17 protein-coding genes are annotated in these 20,826 nt (G+C 68.2%); 4 read left to right on the top strand and 13 right to left on the bottom strand.

Going from position 1 to position 20,826, the window contains the following annotated elements; genetic code table 11:
* Positions 1-2: 2 nt before the first annotated feature.
* Positions 3-1,769, bottom strand: coding sequence for a biosynthetic-type acetolactate synthase large subunit (ilvB, locus tag LO55_RS16515; protein ID WP_071362293.1), 1,767 nt, complete (start codon positions 1,767-1,769; stop codon positions 3-5).
* A gap of 86 nt (positions 1,770-1,855) precedes the next feature.
* Here ilvB and LO55_RS16510 point away from each other — a divergent pair, with 86 nt between their 5' ends.
* Positions 1,856-2,332, top strand: a complete 477-nt coding sequence (locus LO55_RS16510) for an Lrp/AsnC family transcriptional regulator (RefSeq protein ID WP_071362292.1) — start codon at positions 1,856-1,858, stop codon at positions 2,330-2,332.
* Here LO55_RS16510 and LO55_RS16505 read toward each other — a convergent pair.
* Together LO55_RS16505 and LO55_RS16500 are read right to left on the bottom strand one after the other, a co-directional pair.
* Positions 2,329-3,474 carry a glycerate kinase gene (locus LO55_RS16505; RefSeq protein ID WP_071362291.1) on the bottom strand — a complete coding sequence of 382 codons (1,146 nt, stop codon included), beginning with the start codon at positions 3,472-3,474 and terminating at the stop codon, positions 2,329-2,331. The two genes, LO55_RS16510 and LO55_RS16505, sit on opposite strands and share 4 nt — an antisense overlap.
* Positions 3,475-3,485: 11 nt before the next feature.
* The gene (locus LO55_RS16500; protein WP_218145984.1) at positions 3,486-4,820 is read right to left on the bottom strand and encodes an MFS transporter; all 1,335 of its coding nucleotides are present in this window, start codon (positions 4,818-4,820) and stop codon (positions 3,486-3,488) included.
* A 214-nt stretch (positions 4,821-5,034) separates the two neighbouring features.
* On the opposite strand from LO55_RS16500, the gene LO55_RS16495 reads away from it, so the two are divergent.
* Complete coding sequence (locus tag LO55_RS16495; protein WP_071362290.1) at positions 5,035-6,189, top strand: sugar diacid recognition domain-containing protein; 1,155 nt, start codon at positions 5,035-5,037, stop codon at positions 6,187-6,189.
* A gap of 11 nt (positions 6,190-6,200) precedes the next feature.
* Here LO55_RS16495 and LO55_RS16490 read toward each other — a convergent pair whose 3' ends face one another.
* The 6 genes from LO55_RS16490 to LO55_RS16465 all read right to left on the bottom strand — a co-directional run bounded on the left by LO55_RS16490 (position 6,201) and on the right by LO55_RS16465 (position 11,475).
* On the bottom strand, positions 6,201-7,535 hold the full coding sequence (locus tag LO55_RS16490) for an MFS transporter (RefSeq protein ID WP_229410158.1): 1,335 nt from the start codon (positions 7,533-7,535) through the stop codon (positions 6,201-6,203).
* Between the two features lie 93 nt (positions 7,536-7,628).
* Positions 7,629-8,000: a DsrE family protein gene (locus LO55_RS16485; RefSeq protein ID WP_071362289.1), complete on the bottom strand. Its 372-nt coding sequence runs from the start codon at positions 7,998-8,000 to the stop codon at positions 7,629-7,631.
* Between the two features lie 135 nt (positions 8,001-8,135).
* On the bottom strand, positions 8,136-9,035 hold the full coding sequence (locus tag LO55_RS16480; RefSeq protein ID WP_071362288.1) for a LysR family transcriptional regulator: 900 nt from the start codon (positions 9,033-9,035) through the stop codon (positions 8,136-8,138).
* Between the two features lie 46 nt (positions 9,036-9,081).
* Positions 9,082-9,561, bottom strand: a complete 480-nt coding sequence (locus LO55_RS16475) for a nuclear transport factor 2 family protein (protein ID WP_005667122.1) — start codon at positions 9,559-9,561, stop codon at positions 9,082-9,084.
* Positions 9,562-9,597: 36 nt separating this feature from the next.
* Complete coding sequence (locus LO55_RS16470) at positions 9,598-10,545, bottom strand: PDR/VanB family oxidoreductase (RefSeq protein WP_083415372.1); 948 nt, start codon at positions 10,543-10,545, stop codon at positions 9,598-9,600.
* A gap of 3 nt (positions 10,546-10,548) precedes the next feature.
* The gene (locus LO55_RS16465) at positions 10,549-11,475 is read right to left on the bottom strand and encodes a pyridoxamine 5'-phosphate oxidase family protein (RefSeq protein WP_071363816.1); all 927 of its coding nucleotides are present in this window, start codon (positions 11,473-11,475) and stop codon (positions 10,549-10,551) included.
* A gap of 249 nt (positions 11,476-11,724) precedes the next feature.
* Between LO55_RS16465 and LO55_RS16460 the strand changes: the two genes are divergently transcribed.
* Positions 11,725-14,493: a TonB-dependent receptor gene (locus LO55_RS16460; RefSeq protein WP_071362287.1), complete on the top strand. Its 2,769-nt coding sequence runs from the start codon at positions 11,725-11,727 to the stop codon at positions 14,491-14,493.
* Between the two features lie 20 nt (positions 14,494-14,513).
* A complete protein-coding gene (locus tag LO55_RS16455; RefSeq protein WP_071362286.1) occupies positions 14,514-14,876 on the top strand; it encodes a hypothetical protein in 363 nt (120 codons plus the stop codon).
* A 27-nt stretch (positions 14,877-14,903) separates the two neighbouring features.
* On the opposite strand, the gene LO55_RS16450 is transcribed toward LO55_RS16455, so the two are convergent.
* Genes LO55_RS16450 through LO55_RS16435 form a run of 4 tightly spaced genes read right to left on the bottom strand, consistent with a single transcriptional unit; the run spans position 14,904 to position 20,812 of the window.
* On the bottom strand, positions 14,904-16,169 hold the full coding sequence (locus LO55_RS16450) for a sugar MFS transporter (RefSeq protein ID WP_229410256.1): 1,266 nt from the start codon (positions 16,167-16,169) through the stop codon (positions 14,904-14,906).
* A gap of 38 nt (positions 16,170-16,207) precedes the next feature.
* A complete protein-coding gene (locus tag LO55_RS16445) occupies positions 16,208-18,679 on the bottom strand; it encodes a GH92 family glycosyl hydrolase (protein ID WP_143054540.1) in 2,472 nt (823 codons plus the stop codon).
* The gene (locus tag LO55_RS16440) at positions 18,676-19,611 is read right to left on the bottom strand and encodes a carbohydrate kinase family protein (RefSeq protein WP_071362284.1); all 936 of its coding nucleotides are present in this window, start codon (positions 19,609-19,611) and stop codon (positions 18,676-18,678) included. The genes LO55_RS16445 and LO55_RS16440 overlap by 4 nt, the downstream gene beginning before the upstream one ends.
* The gene (locus LO55_RS16435) at positions 19,595-20,812 is read right to left on the bottom strand and encodes an AGE family epimerase/isomerase (protein ID WP_071362283.1); all 1,218 of its coding nucleotides are present in this window, start codon (positions 20,810-20,812) and stop codon (positions 19,595-19,597) included. The genes LO55_RS16440 and LO55_RS16435 overlap by 17 nt, the downstream gene beginning before the upstream one ends.
* Between the last annotated feature and the right edge of the window lie 14 nt (positions 20,813-20,826).

The raw sequence follows: 20,826 nt of genomic DNA, 5'->3' as shown, positions 1-20,826 counted from the left end.
AACTACTGAGCATGTCGATACCAGCGATCCTTGCCCAGCATGATCTCGTGGTGTCCTCGCCCGGGAGGCGTCATCGGGAAGCAGTTCTCGGCCTGCGCCACCCGCACATCGAGCAGGAAGGGCCGGCTGGAGTCCAGGCAGGCATCCATCGCCGCTTCCAGTTCGCCCGCCTGCTCCACCCTCCTCGCCTCCCAGCCGAAGGCGCTCGCCAGCGCCACGAAGTCGGGCAAGGCTTCGGTGTAGCTGTGGCTATAGCGCCCGCCATGATGCAGCTCCTGCCACTGGCGCACCATGCCCATGCAGCCGTTGTTCGACAGGACCAGCTTGACCGGACAGCGGTGCTGCACCGCGGTCGACAGCTCCTGGATATTCATCAGCACCGAGGCATCGCCGCTGACGCACACGACCAGCGCGTCCGGATGCGCGACCTGGGCCCCGATCGCCGCCGGCAAGCCATAGCCCATGGTGCCGGCGCCGCCCGAGGTCAGCCAGCGGCGCGGCGCCTCGAAGCCCAGGTATTGCGCGGCCCACATCTGGTGCTGGCCGACGTCGGTCGAGACGATCGCATTCCTGCCAGCCAGGCGCCCGGCCAGGGTGGACATCAGCTGCTGCGGGACGATCGCGGCATCCTGCGCGGCGAAGTCGAGGCAGCGCTCGGCGCGCCAGGCGTCGATGGTGCGCCACCAATCCCTGAGCAAGGCGGGATCGGCGCGCAGGCCGACAAGGCGGTCCAGCAGGCCGCGCAGCACCGCGCCGCAATCGCCGCGCAGGCCGACATCGGCCGCCACCACCTTGCCGATCGAGCGCGGATCGATGTCGATGTGGACGATCTGCGCGCCTGGACAGAAGTCGGCCAGCCGTCCGGTCACGCGGTCGTCGAAGCGCGCGCCGACGCACACGACCAGGTCGGCGCCATGCATCGCCAGGTTCGCTTCCAGCGTGCCGTGCATGCCGAGCATGCCCAGCCAGCGCCGGTCCGAGGCCGGAAAGGCGCCCAGCCCCATCAGGGTGAGCGTGCATGGCGCGTCCTTCCAGCGCACCAGGCGCGTGAAGGCGGCGCAGGCGTCCAGCCCCGCATTGATCAAGCCGCCGCCGCCGTAGAACACCGGGCGCCGCGCCTGGCGGATGAGCAGCGCCGCGGCGTCCAGGCCATCCCGGTCGTCGTCCGCGGCGCGCAGCATCGGAGACGGCTTCACCTGGCGCCCGAAGTCGGCCGCGTCCACGGCGCGCGCCTGGATATCCTTGGGCACGTCCACCAGCACCGGGCCGGGCCGGCCCTCGCTCGCTTCAACCACCGCGCGCCGGATCGTGGCGACGATGTCGCGCGTGGCGCGCACCTGCGTGTTCCATTTGGTGACCGTGCGCGAGATGCCCAGCGCGTCGCACTCCTGAAACGCGTCGGTGCCGATGGCGGCGGTCGCGACCTGGCCACTGATGCACAGGATCGGGATCGAATCGCTCAGCGCATCGAGCAGGCCGGAGGTGGTGTTGGCGATGCCCGGCCCGGAGGTCACGAACACGACGCCCAGCCGGCCGGTCGAGCGCGCATAGCCTTGCGCCGCATGGACGGCGGCCTGCTCGTGGCGCACCAGCACGTGGCGCAGCCGCCCGTCCTGGGCCAGCGCATCGTACAAGGGCAGCACGGCGCCGCCGGGATAGCCGAACACGGTGTCGACGCCGCAGGCGACCAGGGTGTCGAGCAAGAGGCCGGCGCCGGTCAGGGCGACCTTGCCGGCGGCTGGCGGGAGGAATTCGGGATGTGGTTTCATGCCTTGAAGTCTATCGAGGAAAGACATGAAAGTGCTTCATACTTTCAGCTAGAATTGGCGCTCTACCTGAATAATTTTCATAAAAAATGAATCAAGAGAGAAAATCTTTCGATGCGACCGATTTGACCATCCTGGGCATCCTGCTGCGCGACTCGCGCACGCCGCTGCAGGAGATCAGCGCCGCGGTCGGCCTGTCGACCACCTCGTGCTGGAACCGCATCAAGCGGATGACGGATAGCGGAGCCCTGCAGGGCTACACGGTCAAGGTCGACCTGCCGAGCCTCGGCTACCACGACCAGCTGATCGTGCAGGTCACGCTCGACAGCCACAGCGAAGAAACGCTGTACGAATTCGGGCGCGCGCTCGAATCGATTCCCGAGGTGCTGGAAGCCTCGCTGATCTCGGGCGACTACGATTATTTCCTGCGCATCGCGGTGAAGGACACGCGCGACTACGAGCGCCTGCTGCGCGAACGCCTGTACAAGATCCCCGGCATCCGCCACAGCAAGTCGAGCTTCGTGCTGCGCACCCTCAAGAAGGTCGATACGCCGCTGACGGCCTAGCGCCGCAAATCCATGCCGAGCTTGAGCGCGGCCGCGATATTGCGCGCCGTGCACTGCAGGTTGAACTGCGCGCCGGCCAGCACCTCGGCCACCGTCCCCGCCTTCATGACGGTGCTGAAGGTGGCGGCGATGCCGTGCGCGTGCACCGCGCTGGCGTCGTTCGCCAGGCAGCCGCCGATGGCGATCACCGGCTTGGCGTGGCGCCCGGCCACGCGCGCGACGCCGATCGGGGTCTTGCCGTTGACGGTCTGGCTGTCGATGCGCCCCTCGCCCGTGACCACCAGGTCGGCGTCGCGCACGAAGGCGTCCAGGCCCACCGCGTCGGCCACGATCTCGCTGCCGGGACGCAGGCGCCCCTTCAGGAACACCAGCATCGCCGCGGCGATGCCGCCGCCGGCGCCGGCGCCGGGAATATCGGCCACGTCCTGGCCCAGGTCGCGCGCGATCACGTCCGCGTAGTGGCGCAGGCTGGCGTCGAGCCGCTCCACCATCTCGGGCGTGGCGCCCTTCTGCGGTCCGAAGATCGCCGACGCGCCCCTGGGGCCCACCAGCGGATTGCTGACGTCGCAGGCCACCTCGAACACGCATTCTTCGATGCGCGGGTCGAGCCTTGACACGTCGATGCGCGAAAGGAGCGCCAGCGCGGCGCCGCCCGGCGCCAGCTGGGCGCCCTGCGCGTCGAGCAGTTCGACGCCGAGCGCCTGCAGCATGCCGGCGCCGCCATCGTTGGTGGCGCTGCCGCCCACGCCGAGGATGAAGCGGCGCGCGCCGCGATCGAGCGCGGCGCGGATCAGTTCACCGGTGCCGCGGCTGGTCGCCACCAGCGGATCGCGCTCGGCGGGCGCCACCAGTTCGAGGCCGCTCGCGGCCGCCATCTCGATCACGGCGGTCGACTCGTCGCCGCTCAAGCCATAGAAAGCCTCGACCGGCCGGCCCAGCGGGCCGGTGGCCTGCAACACGACCTGGCGGCCGCCGGTGGCGGCGACCATGGCCTCGACCGTGCCTTCGCCGCCGTCGGCCACCGGCACCTTCACGTAGGCGGCGTCGGGAAAGATCTCCCGGAAGCCGGCTTCGATGGCGCTGGCGGCTTCGAGGGCCGACAGGCTTTCCTTGAACGAATCTGGAGCGATGACGATTTTCATGGACCTCTCCTTTAGCGATTGACCAGACGGGCAGGCACGACCAGCACCAGCATGGCGCCGATGAACAGGACGGTGGACAGGATGTACAGCGCGACGTCGGTGCTGCCGGTGGCGTCCTTGATCCAGCCGACCAGGAAGGGGCTGACGAAGCCGGCCACCTGCCCCATCGAATTGATCAGGGCCAGGCCGCCGGCCGCCGCCGCGCTGCCGAGGAAGGCCGCCGGCAGGGGCCAGAACATCGGCAGGCCGGTCAGCGCGCCCATCGTGGCCAGCGAGAGGCCGACCAGCACGATCACCGCGTTGTCCGAGAAGTTGGCGGCCATGAGCAGGCCCACCAGCGCCATCAGCAATGGCGCCGACAGGTGCCAGCGGCGCTCGCGCCGGCGGTCGGCCGAGCGGCCCACCAGCACCATGAACACGCCGGCGAACAAGTAGGGGATGGCGCTCAGCCAGCCGACCGTGGTCGCGTTCTCGAAGCCCAGCGACTTGATGATCGAAGGCAGCCAGAAGTTGATCGCGTAGACGCCCATCTGGATGCTGAAGTAGATGAAGCCCAGCATCCACACATGCCAGTCGCGCAGCACGGCGCCGAAGGAATGCACCGCGTGCACGCCCTTCGCGCGCTGCTGCTCGTCCTGGTCGAGCGCGTCCTGCATCGCGGCCTTTTCGGCGTCACTCAGCCAGCCGGCCTGCCTGATGCCGTCGTTCAGGTAGAAGAACACGGCCACGCCCAGGAACACGGTCGGCAGGCCTTGCAGCAGGAACAGCCACTGCCAGCCGTCCATGCCGCCCTGGCCGTGCGCGAAGTGGCTCAGCATCCAGCCCGACAGCGGGCCGCCGATCAGGCCCGAGACGGGGATCGCCGACATGAACAGCGCCATCACCTGGCCACGCTTGTGCGACGGGAACCACTTGGTGAAGTACAGCACCATGCCGGGGAAGAAGCCGGCTTCGGCCACGCCGGTGAAGAAGCGCAGCACATAGAATTCCGTCGGCGTGGTCACGAACAGCATGCAGGCCGACAGCGAGCCCCAGGCCATCATCATGATGGCGATCCAGCGCCGCGCGCCCAGCCGGTGCAGGATCAGGTTGCTCGGCACGCCGAACGTCACGTAGCCGATGAAGAAGATGCCGGCGCCCAGGCCGTACACGGTTTCGCTGAGCTGGAGCGCGTCGAGCATCTCGAGCTTGGCGAAGCCGACGTTGACGCGGTCCAGGTAGTTGAACAGGTAGCAGACGAAGATGAAGGGAATCAGGCGCCAGGTGGCCTTGCGGTAGGCGCCGTCCAACAGGGCCGCGCCGGCGGCGCCGCCCTGGACGCCGGATGTGCTTGCGGTGGTGCTCATGCTGTCTCCGAATTTCTAATAGGGTGATCTGCAAGATTATCGGCCAAACAAGGGATATCCAGCGTCGGCGACACGCACAAACCAGAGCGGGAAATAGCCGGCATTTTTCGTGCAACCTCACAATATTTACCATCATAGGCCGGATACGGCCTCCTCGGCGCAGGAAGTTTTGTGCATAATCACAAGGTTCGCTCCACCTTCCAGGCCCTACCCCATGCATATCCTCGACACCCGGCTTGCCCAGGAAATCGTCACCCGCACCATGCGGATCATCCCGTTCAACGTGAATGTGATGGACGCCAACGGCGTGATCCTCGCCAGCGGCAACCCCGAGCGGATCGGCGAACTGCATGCGGGCGCCCTGCTGGCGCTGGCCAAGAAGCTGACCGTGGAGATCGACGCGGCGGCCGCGCGCAAGCTGCATGGCGCCCAGCCGGGCATCAACCTGCCTCTCTCCGTGGGCGGCCAGCTGTGCGGCGCGGTGGGCCTCTCCGGCGCGCCGGACGAGGTCCGCCAGTTCGGCGAACTGGTGCGCCTGACGGCCGAGATGATCCTGGAACAGGCGGCGCTGGCGAACGAATTGCAGAACAATTCGCGCTACCGCGAAGCCTTCGTGCTGAACCTGATCCGCTTCGAGGCGGCGCAGCGGCCCGAGCTCGAAGGCTGGGCGCGGCGCCTGGGCCTGGACCTCGAGCGCATGCAACTGGCGTTCCTGCTCGAACTGCAGCCGGACGGCGCCGAGGCCGGGGCCGCCCTGCACGACATCCAGCGCCTGCAGATGCGCCTGCTGGCGCGGCGCGAGGATGCGCTGACCGCCACCGTCGGCCCGTCCGAGATGGTGCTGCTCGATTCCTGGGACCCGGCGCGCAAGGGCTACGAGACGCCGCCGCAGCGGCGCCTGGACTTGCTGGCCCAGCTGGTGCGCGAGGAATGCGAGCTGCCTTTCACGCTGGCGATGGGCATCGCCCTGCCCGGCCTGGAAGGCGCCGCCGTCTCGTACCAGAGCGCGCGCAGCGCCAGCCGGCTGGGGCGCCTGCGCATGCCGCAGCAGCAGGTGTTCAGCTATTACGACCTGGCGCTGCCGGTGCTGCTGTCAGGACTCGACAGCGGCTGGCAGGCGCACCAGCTGCGCATGCCGATCGCGCGCCTGGCGGGCGACAAGAGCCGCGCCATGCTGCGCGCCACGCTCGACACCTGGTTCGCCCAGGACGAGAACTCGGCCGCCACTGCGGCCAGTCTCGGCATCCACCGCAACACGCTCGACTACCGCCTGCGCCGCATCGGCGAACTGACGGGGCTGGACCTGGCGCGCAGCGAGGACAAGCTGCTGCTGTACGTGTCGGCGCTGCTCAGCCCCGCAAGCGCCTGATCCCGTGGCGGTCAGCGATCGACCAGCCGCGCCGGCACGGTCAGCACCAGCAAGGCCCCGACCAGCATCACGCTCGACAGGATGTACAGCGCGACGTCGGTGCTGCCGGTGAGGTCCTTGATCCAGCCGACCAGGAAGGGGCTGGCGAAGCCGGCCACCTGCCCCATCGAATTGATCAGGGCCAGGCCGCCGGCGGCGGCGGCGCTGCTGAGGAAGGCCGCCGGCAGCGGCCAGAACATCGGCAGGCCGGCGAGCGCGCCCATCGTCGCCAGGCACAGGCCGATCATGGCGACGACGGCGTTGTCCGAGAAGTGCGCGGCCATCGCCAGGCCCGCCAGCGCCATCAGGAGCGGCGCCGACAGGTGCCAGCGGCGCTCGCGCCGGCGGTCGGCCGAACGGCCCACCAGCACCATGAACACGCAGGCGAACAGGTAGGGAATCGCGCTCAGCCAGCCGACCGTGCCGAGGTCCTCGAAGCCGAGCTCGCGGATGATCGACGGCAGCCAGAAATTGATCGCGTACGCCCCCATCTTGATGCTGAAATAGATAAAGCCGAGCATCCACACATGGCGGTCGAGCAGCAGCGCGCGCAGCGAGTGCACGGCGCTGGCGCCGGGCGGTCGTTCGCGCTCGTCGCGCGCGAGCTCCTCCTGCAAGGCCGCCTTCTCATGGGCGCCGAGCCAGCTGGCCTGGGCCACGCCGTCGTTCAGGTAGAACAGCGCCGCCAGGCCCAGGAACACGGTGGGCAGGCCTTGCAGCAGGAACAGCCACTGCCAGGCAGCCATGCCGCCCTGGCCGTCGGCGAAGTGGCTCAGCATCCAGCCCGAGAGCGGGCCGCCGACCAGGCCCGAGACGGGAATCGCCGCCATGAACAAGGCCATCACCTGGCCGCGCTTGTGCGACGGGAACCACTTGGTGAAATACAGGACCATGCCCGGGAAGAAGCCGGCTTCGGCCACGCCGGTGAAGAAGCGCAGCAGGTAGAACTCCAGCGGCGTGGTCACGAACAGCATGCAGGCCGACAGCGAGCCCCAGGCCATCATCATGACGGCGATCCAGCGCCGCGCGCCCAGCCGGTGCAGGATCAGGTTGCTCGGCACGCCGAAGCTCACGTAGCCGATGAAGAAGATGCCGGCGCCCAGGCCATAGATGGTCTCGCTGAACTGCAGGGCGTCGAGCATCTCGAGCTTGGCGAAACCGACGTTGACCCGGTCCAGGTAGTTGAACAGGTAGCAGACGAAGATGAACGGGATCAGGCGCCAGATGGCCTTGCGGTATGCCCCTTCCAAAATGGCCGGGCCGGTCCCTGCCGCGAACGCGCCGGGCCGGCTTGCGGTGTCGAACATGCTGTCTCCGAATTTTTTTTGAATAACCCTGACATTATCGTCTGAACCGGAGACAACAGGGGGGCGACGTGCACGGCGCGCCCCGTCGCCCGTTCAGAAGGTGAACACGGTATGGCCGTCGGCCGCGATCTGCGCGATGCTCGGCAGGCCGGAGGTGCCCGGCACGCTGTTATCGGTGATCAGGTCGAACCCCGCCTTCTCGGCTTCCTCGCGCGCGCCGAACACGTCGGCGCAGCCGCAGGAAATGCCCACCACCTTGTCTTGCACCGCCTTGTACAGGGCGTGGATCGGGTGCTTGTCGTCGGCCAGCACGCCCGGCCAGCGGGTGCCGGCGCCCTGGAAATAGATCCCGACTTCGGTCTGTTTCTGCTTGAAGTCATAGGCCGCGGCCAGGCCGTTGAACATGCGGCCCAGCGCGTCTTCGCCGGCCTTGGGATCGGACAGGATGATGATGGCTGCTTTCATGGTGTTCTCCTTGGGGTGGTAGGGTGGTGTTCGCCGCGCCGGGCAGCGAATGACCCCATTCTAGGAAGCTCGACCGCCAAGAAACATCATGCCGAAGACAATTCATTATTGCGTCAAACGAAACGCAGGGTTTTCTCAGTGGAGATGAGGATTCGCGCGCAGCTGGTCAGCCAGCAGGTCGATGAAGTTGCGCACCTTGGACGAGCCGAACTTGTTCTCGCGGTGCACCAGGTGCACCGGCCATGGCGCTTCCTCATGCTCGGACAGGACGATCTTGAGGCGGCCGTCGGTCAGCTGGTCGGCGATCTGGTAGGACAGCAGCCGGCAGATGCCCAGCCCGGCGCAGGCGGCCTCGATGGCGGCGTCGTTGCTGGTCACCGTCAGGCGCGGCCGCAGGCGCACCATGGCCGGATCGTCGACCGCGCCGAACTTCCACTCGACCCGCGGCGAGACGCCGGTGGCGGCGATGATCGTATGGCGCAGCAGGTCGGCCGGATGCTGCGGCAAGGGGTGCCTGGCCAGATAGTCGGGCGCGGCGCACAGCACGCGCCGCACCTGGCCCACGCGCAGCGCCCTGAGGCTCGAATCGGGCAGGTGGCCGATGCGCACGGCGACGTCGACGCCTTCGTCGACCAGGTTCACGATGCGGTCGAGGAACAGCGCCGACACCTCGACTTCGGGATACTCGTTCAGGAACTGCACGATGCAGGGCATGACGAAGGTCTTGCCGAACAGGACCGGGGCCGTCACCGACAGGTTGCCCTTCGGCGCCGCGTTGACGCCGGCCGCCGCCTCGTTGGCTTCATCGATGCTGGCCAGGATGGCGCGCGTGTCGTCCAGGTAGCGCCGCCCCGCTTCCGTCAGGCGCACGTTGCGCGTGGTGCGCAGCAGCAGCTTGACGCCCAGCCGCTCCTCGAGACCGGCGATGGCGCGCGTGACGGCGGCCGGCGACAGGTCCAGGCGCCGCGCCGCCGCGGCGAAGCCCTCTTCTTCGCCGACTGCCACGAAGACGTGCATCAAATGGATCTGGTCCACCCGGTACTCCCTGCGAAATGATGACTTGCGTTGCGCGCCGTCGCGCTCACAGCCCCAGGTCGGACAGCCCCGGATGGTCGTCGGGGCGGCGTCCCAGCGGCCAGCGGAACTTGCGCTCTTCTTCCTTGATCGGCATGTCGTTGATGCTGGCGTAGCGGTTGACCATCAGGCCGTCCGGGCCGAATTCCCAGTTCTCGTTGCCATAGGAGCGGTACCAGTTGCCTGAGTCGTCGCGGCTCTCGTAGGCATAGCGCACCGCGATGCGGTTGTCGGTGAAGGCCCACAGCTCCTTGATCAGGCGGTACTCGAGCTCCTTCTTCCATTTGCGCTCGAGGAAGGCGCGCGCCTCGTCACGGCCGTTGACGAATTCGGCGCGGTTGCGCCAGCGCGTGTCCAGGCTGTAGGCCAGCGCCACCTTGGCGGCGTCGCGCGTGTTCCAGCCGTCTTCGGCCAGGCGCACTTTTTCGATCGCGGATTCGCGGGTGAATGGCGGCAGCGGCGGACGCACTGCGGTGGGCGTTGTCATCGTGAGACCTTTCGATTGGTGGTGGTGGAAGACAGCTTACAGATCGAGTTCCAGCAGCGGGCCCCTGGCCCAGGAGACGCAGGGCGTCATGCCGATGGCCCGCTGCCGGGCGTTCAGGCACACGTCGCGATGCAGCGGCTCGCCCGACACCACGCCAGCATAGCAGTTGCCGCATTCACCACGCTTGCACTCGTAGGAAACGAACACGTCGGCCTCGATCATCGCCTCGAGGATCGACTCGCCCGGCGCGACGTCGAGCGTCATGCCGCTTTGCCGCAAGACCACCCGCAGCGGCCGGTCCTCGTCGTGGGCGCGCGCGCCGAAGCTTTCGACGCGCACGTGCCGCTGCGGCCAGCCCTGCGCCGTCGCGGCGGCGCGGATTGCCTCGAGCAGGACCGAAGGGCCGCAGGCATGCAGCTCGCAGCCCGGCTGCCACGGGCCGATCATCCGGCCCAGGTCGGGGCGCCCTTCGCTTGCGGTGGCATAGGTGCGCACGCGGTCCTGGCCGAGGGCCTGCCAATCGGCGGCCAGCACCAGCCGCGCGCTATCGCGCGCCAGGTAGTGCAATTGGTAGCTGGCGCCGGCCGTCTCGAGCGCGCGCGCCATCGGCAGCATCGGCGTGATGCCGATGCCGCCCGCGATCAGCACGGTGCGGGTGCTCCCCGGGTGCAGCGTGAATCCGTTCAGCGGCAGGCTGACCTCGAGCGCCATGCCCGGCTCGAATTCGTCATGCAGCACGCGCGAGCCGCCACGCCCGCCTTCCTCGCGCTGGACCGCGATGCGCAGCATTCCGCCCTCCTCGCCCACCACGGAATAGGCGTTGCGGTGGCGGGCGCCGGCGCGCGAAGTGAATGCGAGTTCGACGTGGGCTCCGGGCTGCCACGGCGGCAGCGGCGCGCCGCCTTCCGGCGCCAGGCGGAATTCCCTGACCACGGGGCCGTGGCGGACGATGGCGTCGATCAGATACATCATGAAGTCAGCCATGACTCACGCCTCTACCGCCGGATTGAACGGGGAGGCGTCCAGGTATTCCCAGTCCAGGCGCTGCGGCGCGCGGCGCAGCAGCCAGCGCTCGATCGCGATTTCGCAGAAGCGTCCGGTGCCGCCGCTCAGGCCGTGCGGATCGTCCTGGCCATGCAGGATGCATGCGCGGCCGCTCAGCTGCAACAGACGCTGGCCGTCGAAGTCGGGAATGCACAGGCCCACGCGCGGGTCGACCGTCAGGTTGCCGAAGGTGTTAAACAGGCTGTTGCCGGCGTAGTCGGGAATGCGCAGCAGCGTGTCGTCCACCACCTGGACGAAGCCGGGGCTGCCGCCGCGGTGCGAGGCGTCGGCGCCGCGCTCCTGGTGGTTGCTGGCCACGAAGACGGTGTCGGCGCGGCGCACGATGGCGCGCGCGGCCTGGTCGAGCGCGCGCCCTTCGCCCAGCAGGGCCGGCGCCGACTCGCCATCGATGCGGCGCAGCTGGCGGCGCTGGATGTATTTGGGGCAGTTCGGGTAGGCCTCGCGCACCGCCAGGTCGAAGCCCCCGTCGTCCAGGCGCGCCAGGGCGCCATTGATGCGGTAGCGGCGGCGCGAGCCGAGCTCGATGAACAGGCTGCCGATCGCCGGATTGGCGGCGACGTTGCGCCAGAATGGCTCGTCAGGATCGCGCAGCGCCGCCGGCAGGTCGACGGTGACCTGCGTCGCGCTGTCGGCATGGGCGAAGCCGGGCTGCCCGAACAGGACCGTGGACCAGGGCGCCCCCTCCGGGTCGACGCTCGCCAGCACCACCATCGACTGCTTGCCGATGAAGGGCCGGGCGCCGCCCAGGATGGAGTCGGCGATGACCACGCCGTTGCGGTCGGCGATGGCGGCCTCGCCGGCGCGGTGCTGCACGGCGCGTTCGCCGTCGTGGTAAACCGAAGTCGTCATGCTGCGTTCCTCCCGGGCTGGCGGCGCGCTGGCCGCGTTCATCGTGGCACCATTCTCATGAATTATGCAAAGGCAGGGAATCGGCGCAATCCGCAATTCATTATTTCTCCAAAAGGAATGCCGGGCCGGATTGCCATCGTCCGCGTATCAGATTCGCAACATCCCTCGTTTCCCGCGCCAATAGTTGTCATTACTGCTCGCCGCGCGATTACACTCCTCGATATTTACGTGGTTTCATAGGGACAATTGATGAATATGAAGTTGAAGGCGGCGGCGCGCGCCGTGCGCGGCGCGCTGCTGGCGGGCGCCTGGATGGCGGCAGGGGTGGCGGGCGGCGCGCTGGCGCAGGAAACGCCGCCGGTGACGACCGACGTTGCGCCGGCAGCCGCACCGGCGCCGGCCGCGATGCCGAAGGTCGAAGTCACCGGCTCGGCCATCCGCCGGGTGCAGTCCGAGACCGCCCTGCCGGTGCAGATCGTCTCGCGCGCCGAGATCGAAAAGGCCGGCGTGACCACCGCCTCCGAGCTGCTGGCCCGGGTATCGAGCAACGTCAACGGCCTGACCGACGGCGCCAGCATCAATGTCGGCGGCGACCAGCGCGGCTTCAACAGCGCCAATCTGCGCGGCATCGGCACCTCGTCGACCCTGGTCCTGCTCAATGGCCGGCGCATGGCCAACTTCGCCTCGCCCGGCGACGACAGCGGCGTCGACCTGAACAACATCCCGGCCGCCGCGCTGGAACGGGTCGAGGTGCTGCTGGATGGCGCCTCGGCGCTGTACGGCACCGACGCGATCGGCGGCGTCATCAACTTCATCACCCGCAAGGATTACCAGGGCCTGGAACTGAACGCCTACGGCAGCACCACCGACGAGGGCGGCGCCGGCAAGCGCACCGCCAGCATCAGCGCCGGCAAGGGCGACCTCGAACGCGACGGCTACAATGTGTTCGCGGTGGCCGACTTCCAGCGCACCAATGCGCTCAATACCTCGCAGCGCAGCTTCATCCCCGGCCTGCGGGTCGAGGAACGCCTGGGCCATCTGCTGTCGGGCTATACCGGCCCGGCGAATATCCGCCTGACCTCGAACCAGCGCGACCACCTGCAGGAACTCGGCTTCACCATCAACGGCCGCCCGATCACCAACCGCCTGATCAACCTGTCGGCGCCCGATTGCGCGCCGCCGGCCAACGTCTACCTGCCCGACGGCACCGGCGGCGTGGACGCCTGCACCTATAACTACATGGGCGACACCGAGCTCTATCCGAAGACCGAGAAAGCCAGCCTGCTCAGCCGCGGCGTGTTGAAGCTCGGCGGCGGCCACCAGGCCTATGCCGAAGTCGCGCTCAGCCGCTCGAAGTCGTACTACACCGGCTCGTCGGCGCGCGTCACCGGCTATATCGACTACCGACTGGTGCCGCAACTGGTGGGCACCGGCCTGGAAGAACTGGACGACGACTATCCGGGCGAACTGGAGCTGCGCATGCGCCTGTCCGAGGCCGGCCAGCGCACCAGCGAACTGACCAGCGAAGGCATGCGCTTCGTGGTCGGCGTGAGCGGCACCGTGGGCGGCTGGGACTACGACACCGCGTATAACCACAGCGTCAACACGGTCAAGGACCGCGACACCAACGGCTACGTGCTGTACAACGAGCTGATGGAAGGGATCCTGGACGGCCGCATCAACCCGTTCGGTCCGTCCAGCCCGGAGGGCCTTGCCCTGCTCGACAGCATCCAGGTCGACGACGTCGTGCGCCGCGCGCGCGGCACGCTCGACTCGGTCGACTTCAAGTTCTCGCGCGCGCTCATGCCGCTGGCGGGCGGCGAGCTGGCCGTCGCCATCGGCGGCGAGGTGCGGCGCGAGAAGAACAATTTCACGCCTTCCGCCCTGCTCCTCTCCGACAACATCAACAACGACGCGGCGCCGGAAGGCGGCCGCGCCACCAGCGACAAGCGCGACGTCGCCGGCCTGTATGGCGAACTGCTGGTGCCGTTCGCGCAGCAGTGGGAGGCGCAGCTGTCGGCCCGCTACGACCATTACGAGCAGGTCGGCGGCGCGGCCAGCCCCAAGATCGGCCTCTCCTACCGTCCGACGGATGCGCTGCTGCTGCGCGCCTCCGCCGGCCGCGGCTTCCGCGCGCCGACCATGACGGAGCTGTTCCGCCCCACCGTCTACAGCAGCACCGCGACCCTGCCCGATCCGGTGTATTGCGCCACGGTCGAGAACAACTACGCCGACTGCGCCGACAACTGGGATACGCGCCGCTACAGCAACGCCGACCTGCAACCGGAGCGCAGCCGCCAGTTCTCGTTCGGCGCCGTGTTCGCGGCCGGCCGCAACGTGAGCGCCTCGCTCGACTACTGGAACATCAAGCGCACCGACTTGATCAGCGAGATCGGCGACGACATCATCCTGGGCAACCTGGCCAAGTACGGCGATCTGGTGCACCGCGATGAAGACGACGTGATCGACTACATCGAGCTGCGCAAGGAAAACCGCGGCGCCCAGGTAGCCAAGGGCCTGGACCTGGCGGTCACGGTGCGCGGCGTCGACACCGCCATCGGTCGCTTTGGCGGACGCCTGAACGGCACCTATGTGCTGTCGTCGGAAATCCAGAACGCGCCGGGCGATGCTTTTGTGAGCAACCTGAACAAGTTCGTGACCGACGGCGTGGTGCAGCGCTGGCGCCACACGGTAAGCTTCGACTGGGAGCGCGGGCCGGTCTCGGCCAGCCTGCAGAACACCTGGTCGAGCGGCTACGACGACCAGAACACGGCGATCAATATCGACGACGGTTCGGTGGTGGCGGCCAACAAGGTCAAGTCGTATTCGCTGTGGGACCTGTCGGCGGCGTATCAGGCGACGCCGCGCCTGAAGCTGCGCGCCGGCGTGCAGAACCTGTTCGACGAGAGCCCGCCGTATTCGAACCAGGCCTATTTCTTCCTGTCCGGGTACGATCCGAGCTATACCGATCCGCGCGGGCGGCGGTTCTATGCCAGCGTGAACTATTCGTTCAACTAGACCGCCTGATGGAGGGACGCATGAAACAGCTGGGATTGCTCATATTGTTCCTGTCGTCCCTGGCCCAGGCCTCCGACCCGCCGGTCTCGGGGACGTTCAGCAGCGCCCGCAGCGCGTCGCCGGACGGCATGTTCAACCTGATCGTGACGGCGACGGCGGAGGGTCAGCAATTCTTCTTCCAGTGCTTCACCGACGGCAAGCCGGAATTCGGCACGCTCACCAGTGTCAAGGGCCGGAAGACCGAGGCCGTCCTGAATGCGGGAGCGGGTTGTCCCGGCAGCAAGGTCCGGATACGGCTGGACTACGAAGAAGCCTGGATCGAGATCAAGGGCAAATGGGTCGCCATCCCGCGGAACGACATCGTCGTGCCGATCGTCGACTAGCAGTCGGCAACCGGCACGCCTGAATGTCTATTTTGCCGTGTACATCGACGCATACTTGGCGCCAAAGTACAGGACGAAGGCATAGCACGCCGCCGGCAGCAGGAACGACACCTGCACATTGAAGGCATCCGCCAGCGCTCCTTGCGCGAACGGCACCAGCGCGCCGCCCACGATCGCCATGCACAGGATGCCCGAGGCCTGGCCCGTATGCCTGCCCAGGCCATGCAGCGCCATGCTGAAGATGGTCGGGAACATGATGGAATTGCACAGGCCGACGGCCAGGATCGCCCACATCGCCAGGTCGCCCTGGGCAAACGTCCCCACCAGCACCAGCGCGATCGCCGCCAGCGAATTGAAGGCCAGCGTCTTGCCGGGGCTGACCACGCGCATCACGGCGAAGCCGATGAAGCGCCCCACCATCGCCCCGCCCCAATAGATGCTGACGTAGTGGGCGGCGTCGGCATGCGACAGGCCGGCGATGTGCGGCTCGCCGATGAAGTTGATCAGGAAGCTGCCGATGCTCACTTCCGCGCCCACGTACAGGAAGATGCCGATCGCGCCCAGCACCAGGTGGCGGTGCGCCAGCGCCGAGCCCCGGGCTTCCCCTGCCAGCGGCGCGTCGTCGGTGTCGGCGATCGCCGGCAGGCGCGCCAGCCGGAACAGCACCGCCAGCACGACCAGCACGCCGGCCAGCACCAGGTAGGGACCGCGCACCGACGCCGCTTCGGCCGCGGCATCGACACCCGCCACCGCGACCGCCCCCGCGGCCGACAGGATCAGGAGGCCGCCGACGGCCGGCCCGATCGTGGTGCCGAGCGAATTGAAGGCCTGGGTCAGGGTCAGGCGGCTCGAGGCCGTGCGCGCCGGGCCGAGCACCGCCACGTAGGGATTGGCCGCCACCTGCAGCACCGTGATGCCCGAGGCCAGCACGAACAGCGCCAGCAGGAACAGTCCATAACCGCCGAACGAGGCCGGATAGAACAGCGTGCAGCCGGCGGCGGCCACCAGCAGGCCGGCCACCGCCCCCTTCTGGTAGCCGATGCGGCGGATCAACGCGCCGGCCGGCAGCGACACGATGGCATACGCCCCGAAGAAGCAGAACTGCACCAGCATGGCCTGCACATAGGTCAGGGTATACACCGCCTTCAGGTGCGGGATCAGGACGTCGTTGAGCGACGTGATCAGGCCCCACATGAAGAACAGGATCGTCACGATGACGAGCGCGCTCGTATTGCTGTCGAGCTGCGTCGCCGCGCCCCCGTTGTGGGCGGCAGGCGCCGCCTTGTATGGCATATTGGCCATGCTGTCTCCTTCGTTTTTTTATGCGGCGCTTAGTGCGCCAGGTCGGCCGGCGGGCGCGGTAGGTCACGCCCGCGCGTGCCCCAGCCTTTCGTGTCCGGCTGGGTCGTCAGCTGGTACTTCAGGGCGCCGCCCGACTGCAGCTGTTCCCAGTCCAGCCACACGCGCTCGACCGCGCGGCCGCCATGGTTCACCGACTTGACGAAGCGGCGCTCGCCCGGCTTGGCGCCCGGCGCCTCGATGCGCAGGATGCGGCCTTGCGGCAGGTCGATCTCGGCCTTGGCGAAGCGCGGCGCATGCAGCAGGAAGCGGCCGCTGCCCGGCATGTCCGGGTAGATGCCCAGCGCGCTGAACAGGTACCAGGACGACATCGTGCCCAGGTCGTCGTTGCCGGTCACGCCGCCGGGACCGTTGGTGAACAGCGTCTCGGCCGCGCGCACCACGGTGGTGGTCTTCCACGGCTGGCCCATCAGGGTGTACATCCACGGCGCGTGCAGGTCGGGCTCGTTGTTCGGGTTGTAGCGGAACTGGGCGTAGTAGCTGTACGGCCCCACCACCCACGACTTGCGCACCGCGTTCGGGTCGGCCAGCACGGCTGGATAGTCGAAGAACTGGTCCAGGCGGCCGAGGGCCGGCGCGACGCCGCCCATCGCGGCGGCCAGGCCGGGCACGTCCTGCGGCACCAGCCACTGGTATTGCCACGCCGTGCCTTCATGGAAGCCGTGGTCGCCGCGCGGATCGTAGCCGCTGCCGACGTCGCCGAACCAGCTGCCGTCCAGCAGGCGCGGACGCGGGAAACCTTTCTGGCCGGTCTCGGCGTCGACCACGCTCGGGTCCCAGATCGCCTTCCAGTTCAGGGCGCGCTGCGCCAGCGCCTTCGCATCATCTAGATGGCCGAGCGCAGCGGCCATGCCGGCCAGCGCGCCGTCGGCCGCCGCGTATTCGAGCGTCGCCGACGCGCCGTGGTGCGGGTCGGTGTCCATGCCCTTCGAGATGAAGCTGCGGTCGTACTGCACGAAGCCTTGCTTGAGGTAGCTCGGATTGCCCGAACGGCCTTGCGGACGGATGCCGTGGGCCGGCACGCCGAAGGCGTTCTCGCGCAGCGCGGCATAGGCCTCGGCCTCGCGCCCCTTCAAGGCGCCGAAGCGCCACAGGTCGACCAGGAACGGCGTCACCGGGTCGCCGGTCATGATGTTGGTCTCGAAGTTGGCATAGCCCCAGCGCGGCAGCCAGCCGCCCTGTTCGCGGATCCTGAGCACCGAGGTCGCGATGTCGCTCGCGCGCTCCGGACGCAGCAGCGCCAGCATCTGGTTCTGGGCGCGGTAGGTGTCCCACAGCGAGAAGAATTCGTAATAAGTCCAGTCCTTCGCCGTATGGATGGCGTCGTCGTAGCCGCGGTAGCGGCCATCGGCGTCGTTGCCGGTCAGCGGCTGCAGCAAGGTGTGGTAGAGCGCGGTATAGAACACGGTACGGTCGTCCTTGCTGCCGCCCTCGATGCGCACGCTGGCCAGCTCGCGCTGCCAGTTCGCTTGCGCTTTGGCCTTCATGGCGTCGAAGCCCATTGGCTTGCCGCCTTCCATCCCCTCGGCCTTCAGGTTGATGCGGGCCCCTTCGGCGTCGACGTGCGAGATCGCGCTGACCGCGGTCACCGCCTGGCCAGCCTTGAGGTCAAAGCTCAGCCACACGCCGTGCGGCTTGGCCTCGCCCTGCTGGCTCGGGCCGTCGACGTCCGGCCAGCCGGCGCGGTCGTCCCAGATGCCGCGCCTGGCGAAAGGCTGGTCGAACTCCATGCGGAACCAGGTCGTGTACTTGGCGCCGCCGCAAAAGCTGCGGGTGACGATCCGGCCCTCGACGCTGCGGTCGCCCACGATCCTGACTTCGCTGCCGATGACGGAATGGCGCTCGTTGGCCTGGCCGAGGTTGAGCAGCACGTGGCCGGTCTTGGTCCCCGGCGCGTAGGTATAGCGCTCGGCGGCGGCGCGGGTCAGCGCGGTGGCCTCGGCCGTGATGCCGCCATAGCTGGTCAGCTTGACCTTGTAGTAGCCGGCTTCGCCGACCTCGCCGTCATGCGTGTAATCGGCGGCGTATTTCTTGTGGTCGAACGCGCCCTTCTTGCTGGTGTCGAAGTCGCCGCCGGGGCCAATGGCGCCCGTCACCGGCAGCACCGACAGCTGTCCGCCCTGCTCCCAGCAGCCGGCGCCGGACAGGAAGGAATGGCCGAAGCCGCGGATCTTCTTGTCGGTGTAGCGGTAGCCGGCGTAGTGGTCGGCGATCGGGCTGACCTGGATCATGCCGAAGGGGGCCGAGGCGCCGGGGAAGGTATTGCCTTCGTCCTGGGTGCCGATGAAGGTGTTGACCGGCATGGCGCCGGCAGCGATCGTCGCCTTGGCTGCTGCGCCCGCCGCGGTCGCGTCAAGCGCGGACAGCGGCAGCAGGCAGGCGGCCAGTGCGAGGCACGCGCCATGCAGAATGGGCGGGAACGGGTTGGTGCGGGCTTGATTCATCGCGCTGCGTCTCCTTCGAGCTGTTCGAATAGTTGTTGCATGGCCGCGGGCGGCGGCGGCGTGGCGCCGGATTGCAGGCAGGCGGCGGAACCGGCGGCCAGCGCCGCGTGCAGGTGCGATTGCAGGCGCCGCTGCGGGTGGCGCACCAGGCTGGTCAAGAGGCCGGCGGCGCTGGCGTCGCCGGCGCCGACCGTGTCCACCACGGTGACTTTCGGCGCCCGCGCATCGCAGCGCTCGGCGCCGTGGAACAGGCTCGCGCCCTCACCGCCGCGCGTCAGCAGGCAATACGCCGCCGGATTGAAGGCGCGCAGGCGCGCCAGCGCTTCGTCCAGCGCGACGCCGGGGAACAGGCCGCGCAAGTCGTCGTCCGACACTTTCACCAGGTCGGCGATCGAGGCCATCGCCGCCAGGATCGGCGCATAGCGCTCGTCCATCAGGTTGCGGTAGTTGGGGTCGTAGCTGATCGCCACGCCCTGGGCCTTGAGCTCACGCGCCAGCGCAACGAGCCTCGAAGCAAGCGGCTCGCGCGCCAGGCTGATGCCGCCGAAGTGGGCCCAGCGCAGGCCCTCGGCCCAGCCGGCCGGGAACAGCGCCGGTTCGAAGTGCAGGTCGGCGGAGTCGTCACCGATGAAGAAGTAGCGCGGCGGCTCGCCCTGTTCCACCACGGCCAGCAGCGGCGAACGGTCGACCCGCTGCAGCAGCCGCGTGTCCAGGCCGACGGCTTCGCTCGCGCTCCACAGCGCGTCGCCGAAGCGGTCCAGGCTGATGGCGCCGGCGAAGGCGGTCGGTTCGCCCAGCGCCGCCAGCGCGCGCGCCACGTTCCAGGTCGATCCGCCCACGCGGCTCACCCACTGTTCGTCGCCCTGGTGGATCATGTCGGTCAGCGCCTCGCCGGCGCACAGCATGCGGGGAGGATTAAGCACGCGCGCCATCCTTCAGCACGGCCACGATGTCGTAGGCCGCGCCCATGGTGTGGTAGTCGACCTTGCCGGCCGGGCTCTTCTCGTCGCTGAGCTTGCGGTTCTCGCGGTCGAGGATGCGGTACCAGGCGCCGTGCTCGTGGTCGACGAAATGGGTCCAGCTGTACTGCCACAGGCGGTCGTACCAGGTCCAGTAGTCGGCATTGCCGGTGCGCGCGGCCAGCATGGCCGCCGCCGCGGCGCTCTCGGCCTGGACCCAGAAATACTTGTGGAAGTCGCATATGCTCAGGTCCGGCGCCAGCGAGTAGCATAGGCCGCCATGTTCCGGATCCCAGCCCTTCTGCACCGCCACCTTGAACAGCATTTCGGCGGTCGGCAGCAGCCAGCCCAGGTCGTGCTCCAGCACGTCCTTGCCGCGCGCTTCCAGCTGCAACAGCAGCTTGGCCCACTCGGTGAAGTGGCCCGGCTGGTAGCCCCAGGGACGGAACAGGTTTTCCGGGTCGTCGATATTGAACTTCCAGTCGGGCTGCCAGTGCGTGTCGTAGTGTTCCCAGATCAGGCCACCGCAGCGCTCGGCCTGGCGCTGGGTGATGTTGTAGGCCACCGTGTACGCGCGCTCGATGTAGCGCCGTTCGCCGGTCGCGGCATGGGCCGCCAGCAGCGCCTCGCAGGCGTGCATGTTGGCGTTCTGGCCGCGGTAGGTCGACAGCGCGCGCCAGTCCCGGCTCGCCTCGTCGGCGTACAGGCCGTCGGCCGCGCTCCAGAAGCGTCTTTCCATCAGGTCGAAGGCTTCGCCGATCCAGGGCCGCGCTTGCTCCATGCCGGCCATCGTGGCGTGCGCATAGGCCAGCAGCACGAAGGCTTCGCCATACGCGTGCTGGGTGCCGTCCTCGATCGCGCGGCCGTCCAGCATCCAGGCATAGCCGTCGCCATCCGGCGCGCGGTGCGCCTCGCGCAGGAAGCGCACCGCGTGCTCCAGGCCTTCGCGATAGGCCGGATCCTCGAAGTGGCGGTAAGCCATGGCATAGGTGAACACGAAGCGGGTGCTGCTGACCAGGTGGCGGTGGCTTGCGTCGTAGACCTCGCCGTCGTCCTTGAAATAGTGGTACATGCCGCCGGCGGGATCGATCGCGCGCGGGTGGTAGAAGCGCATCGTGTGGCGCGCGTGGTCGAGCAGCACGTCCGGGCTGCGAAAGTTCGGGAAAGTGGTCATGGTGGCTAGGGGTG

The sequence above is a fragment of the Massilia timonae genome, assembly GCF_001866515.1.
Taxonomy (GTDB): domain Bacteria; phylum Pseudomonadota; class Gammaproteobacteria; order Burkholderiales; family Burkholderiaceae_D; genus Telluria; species Telluria timonae.
The sequence above is the reverse complement of the archived record's forward strand: the minus strand, read 5'-3'. Positions and strand labels throughout refer to the sequence as shown.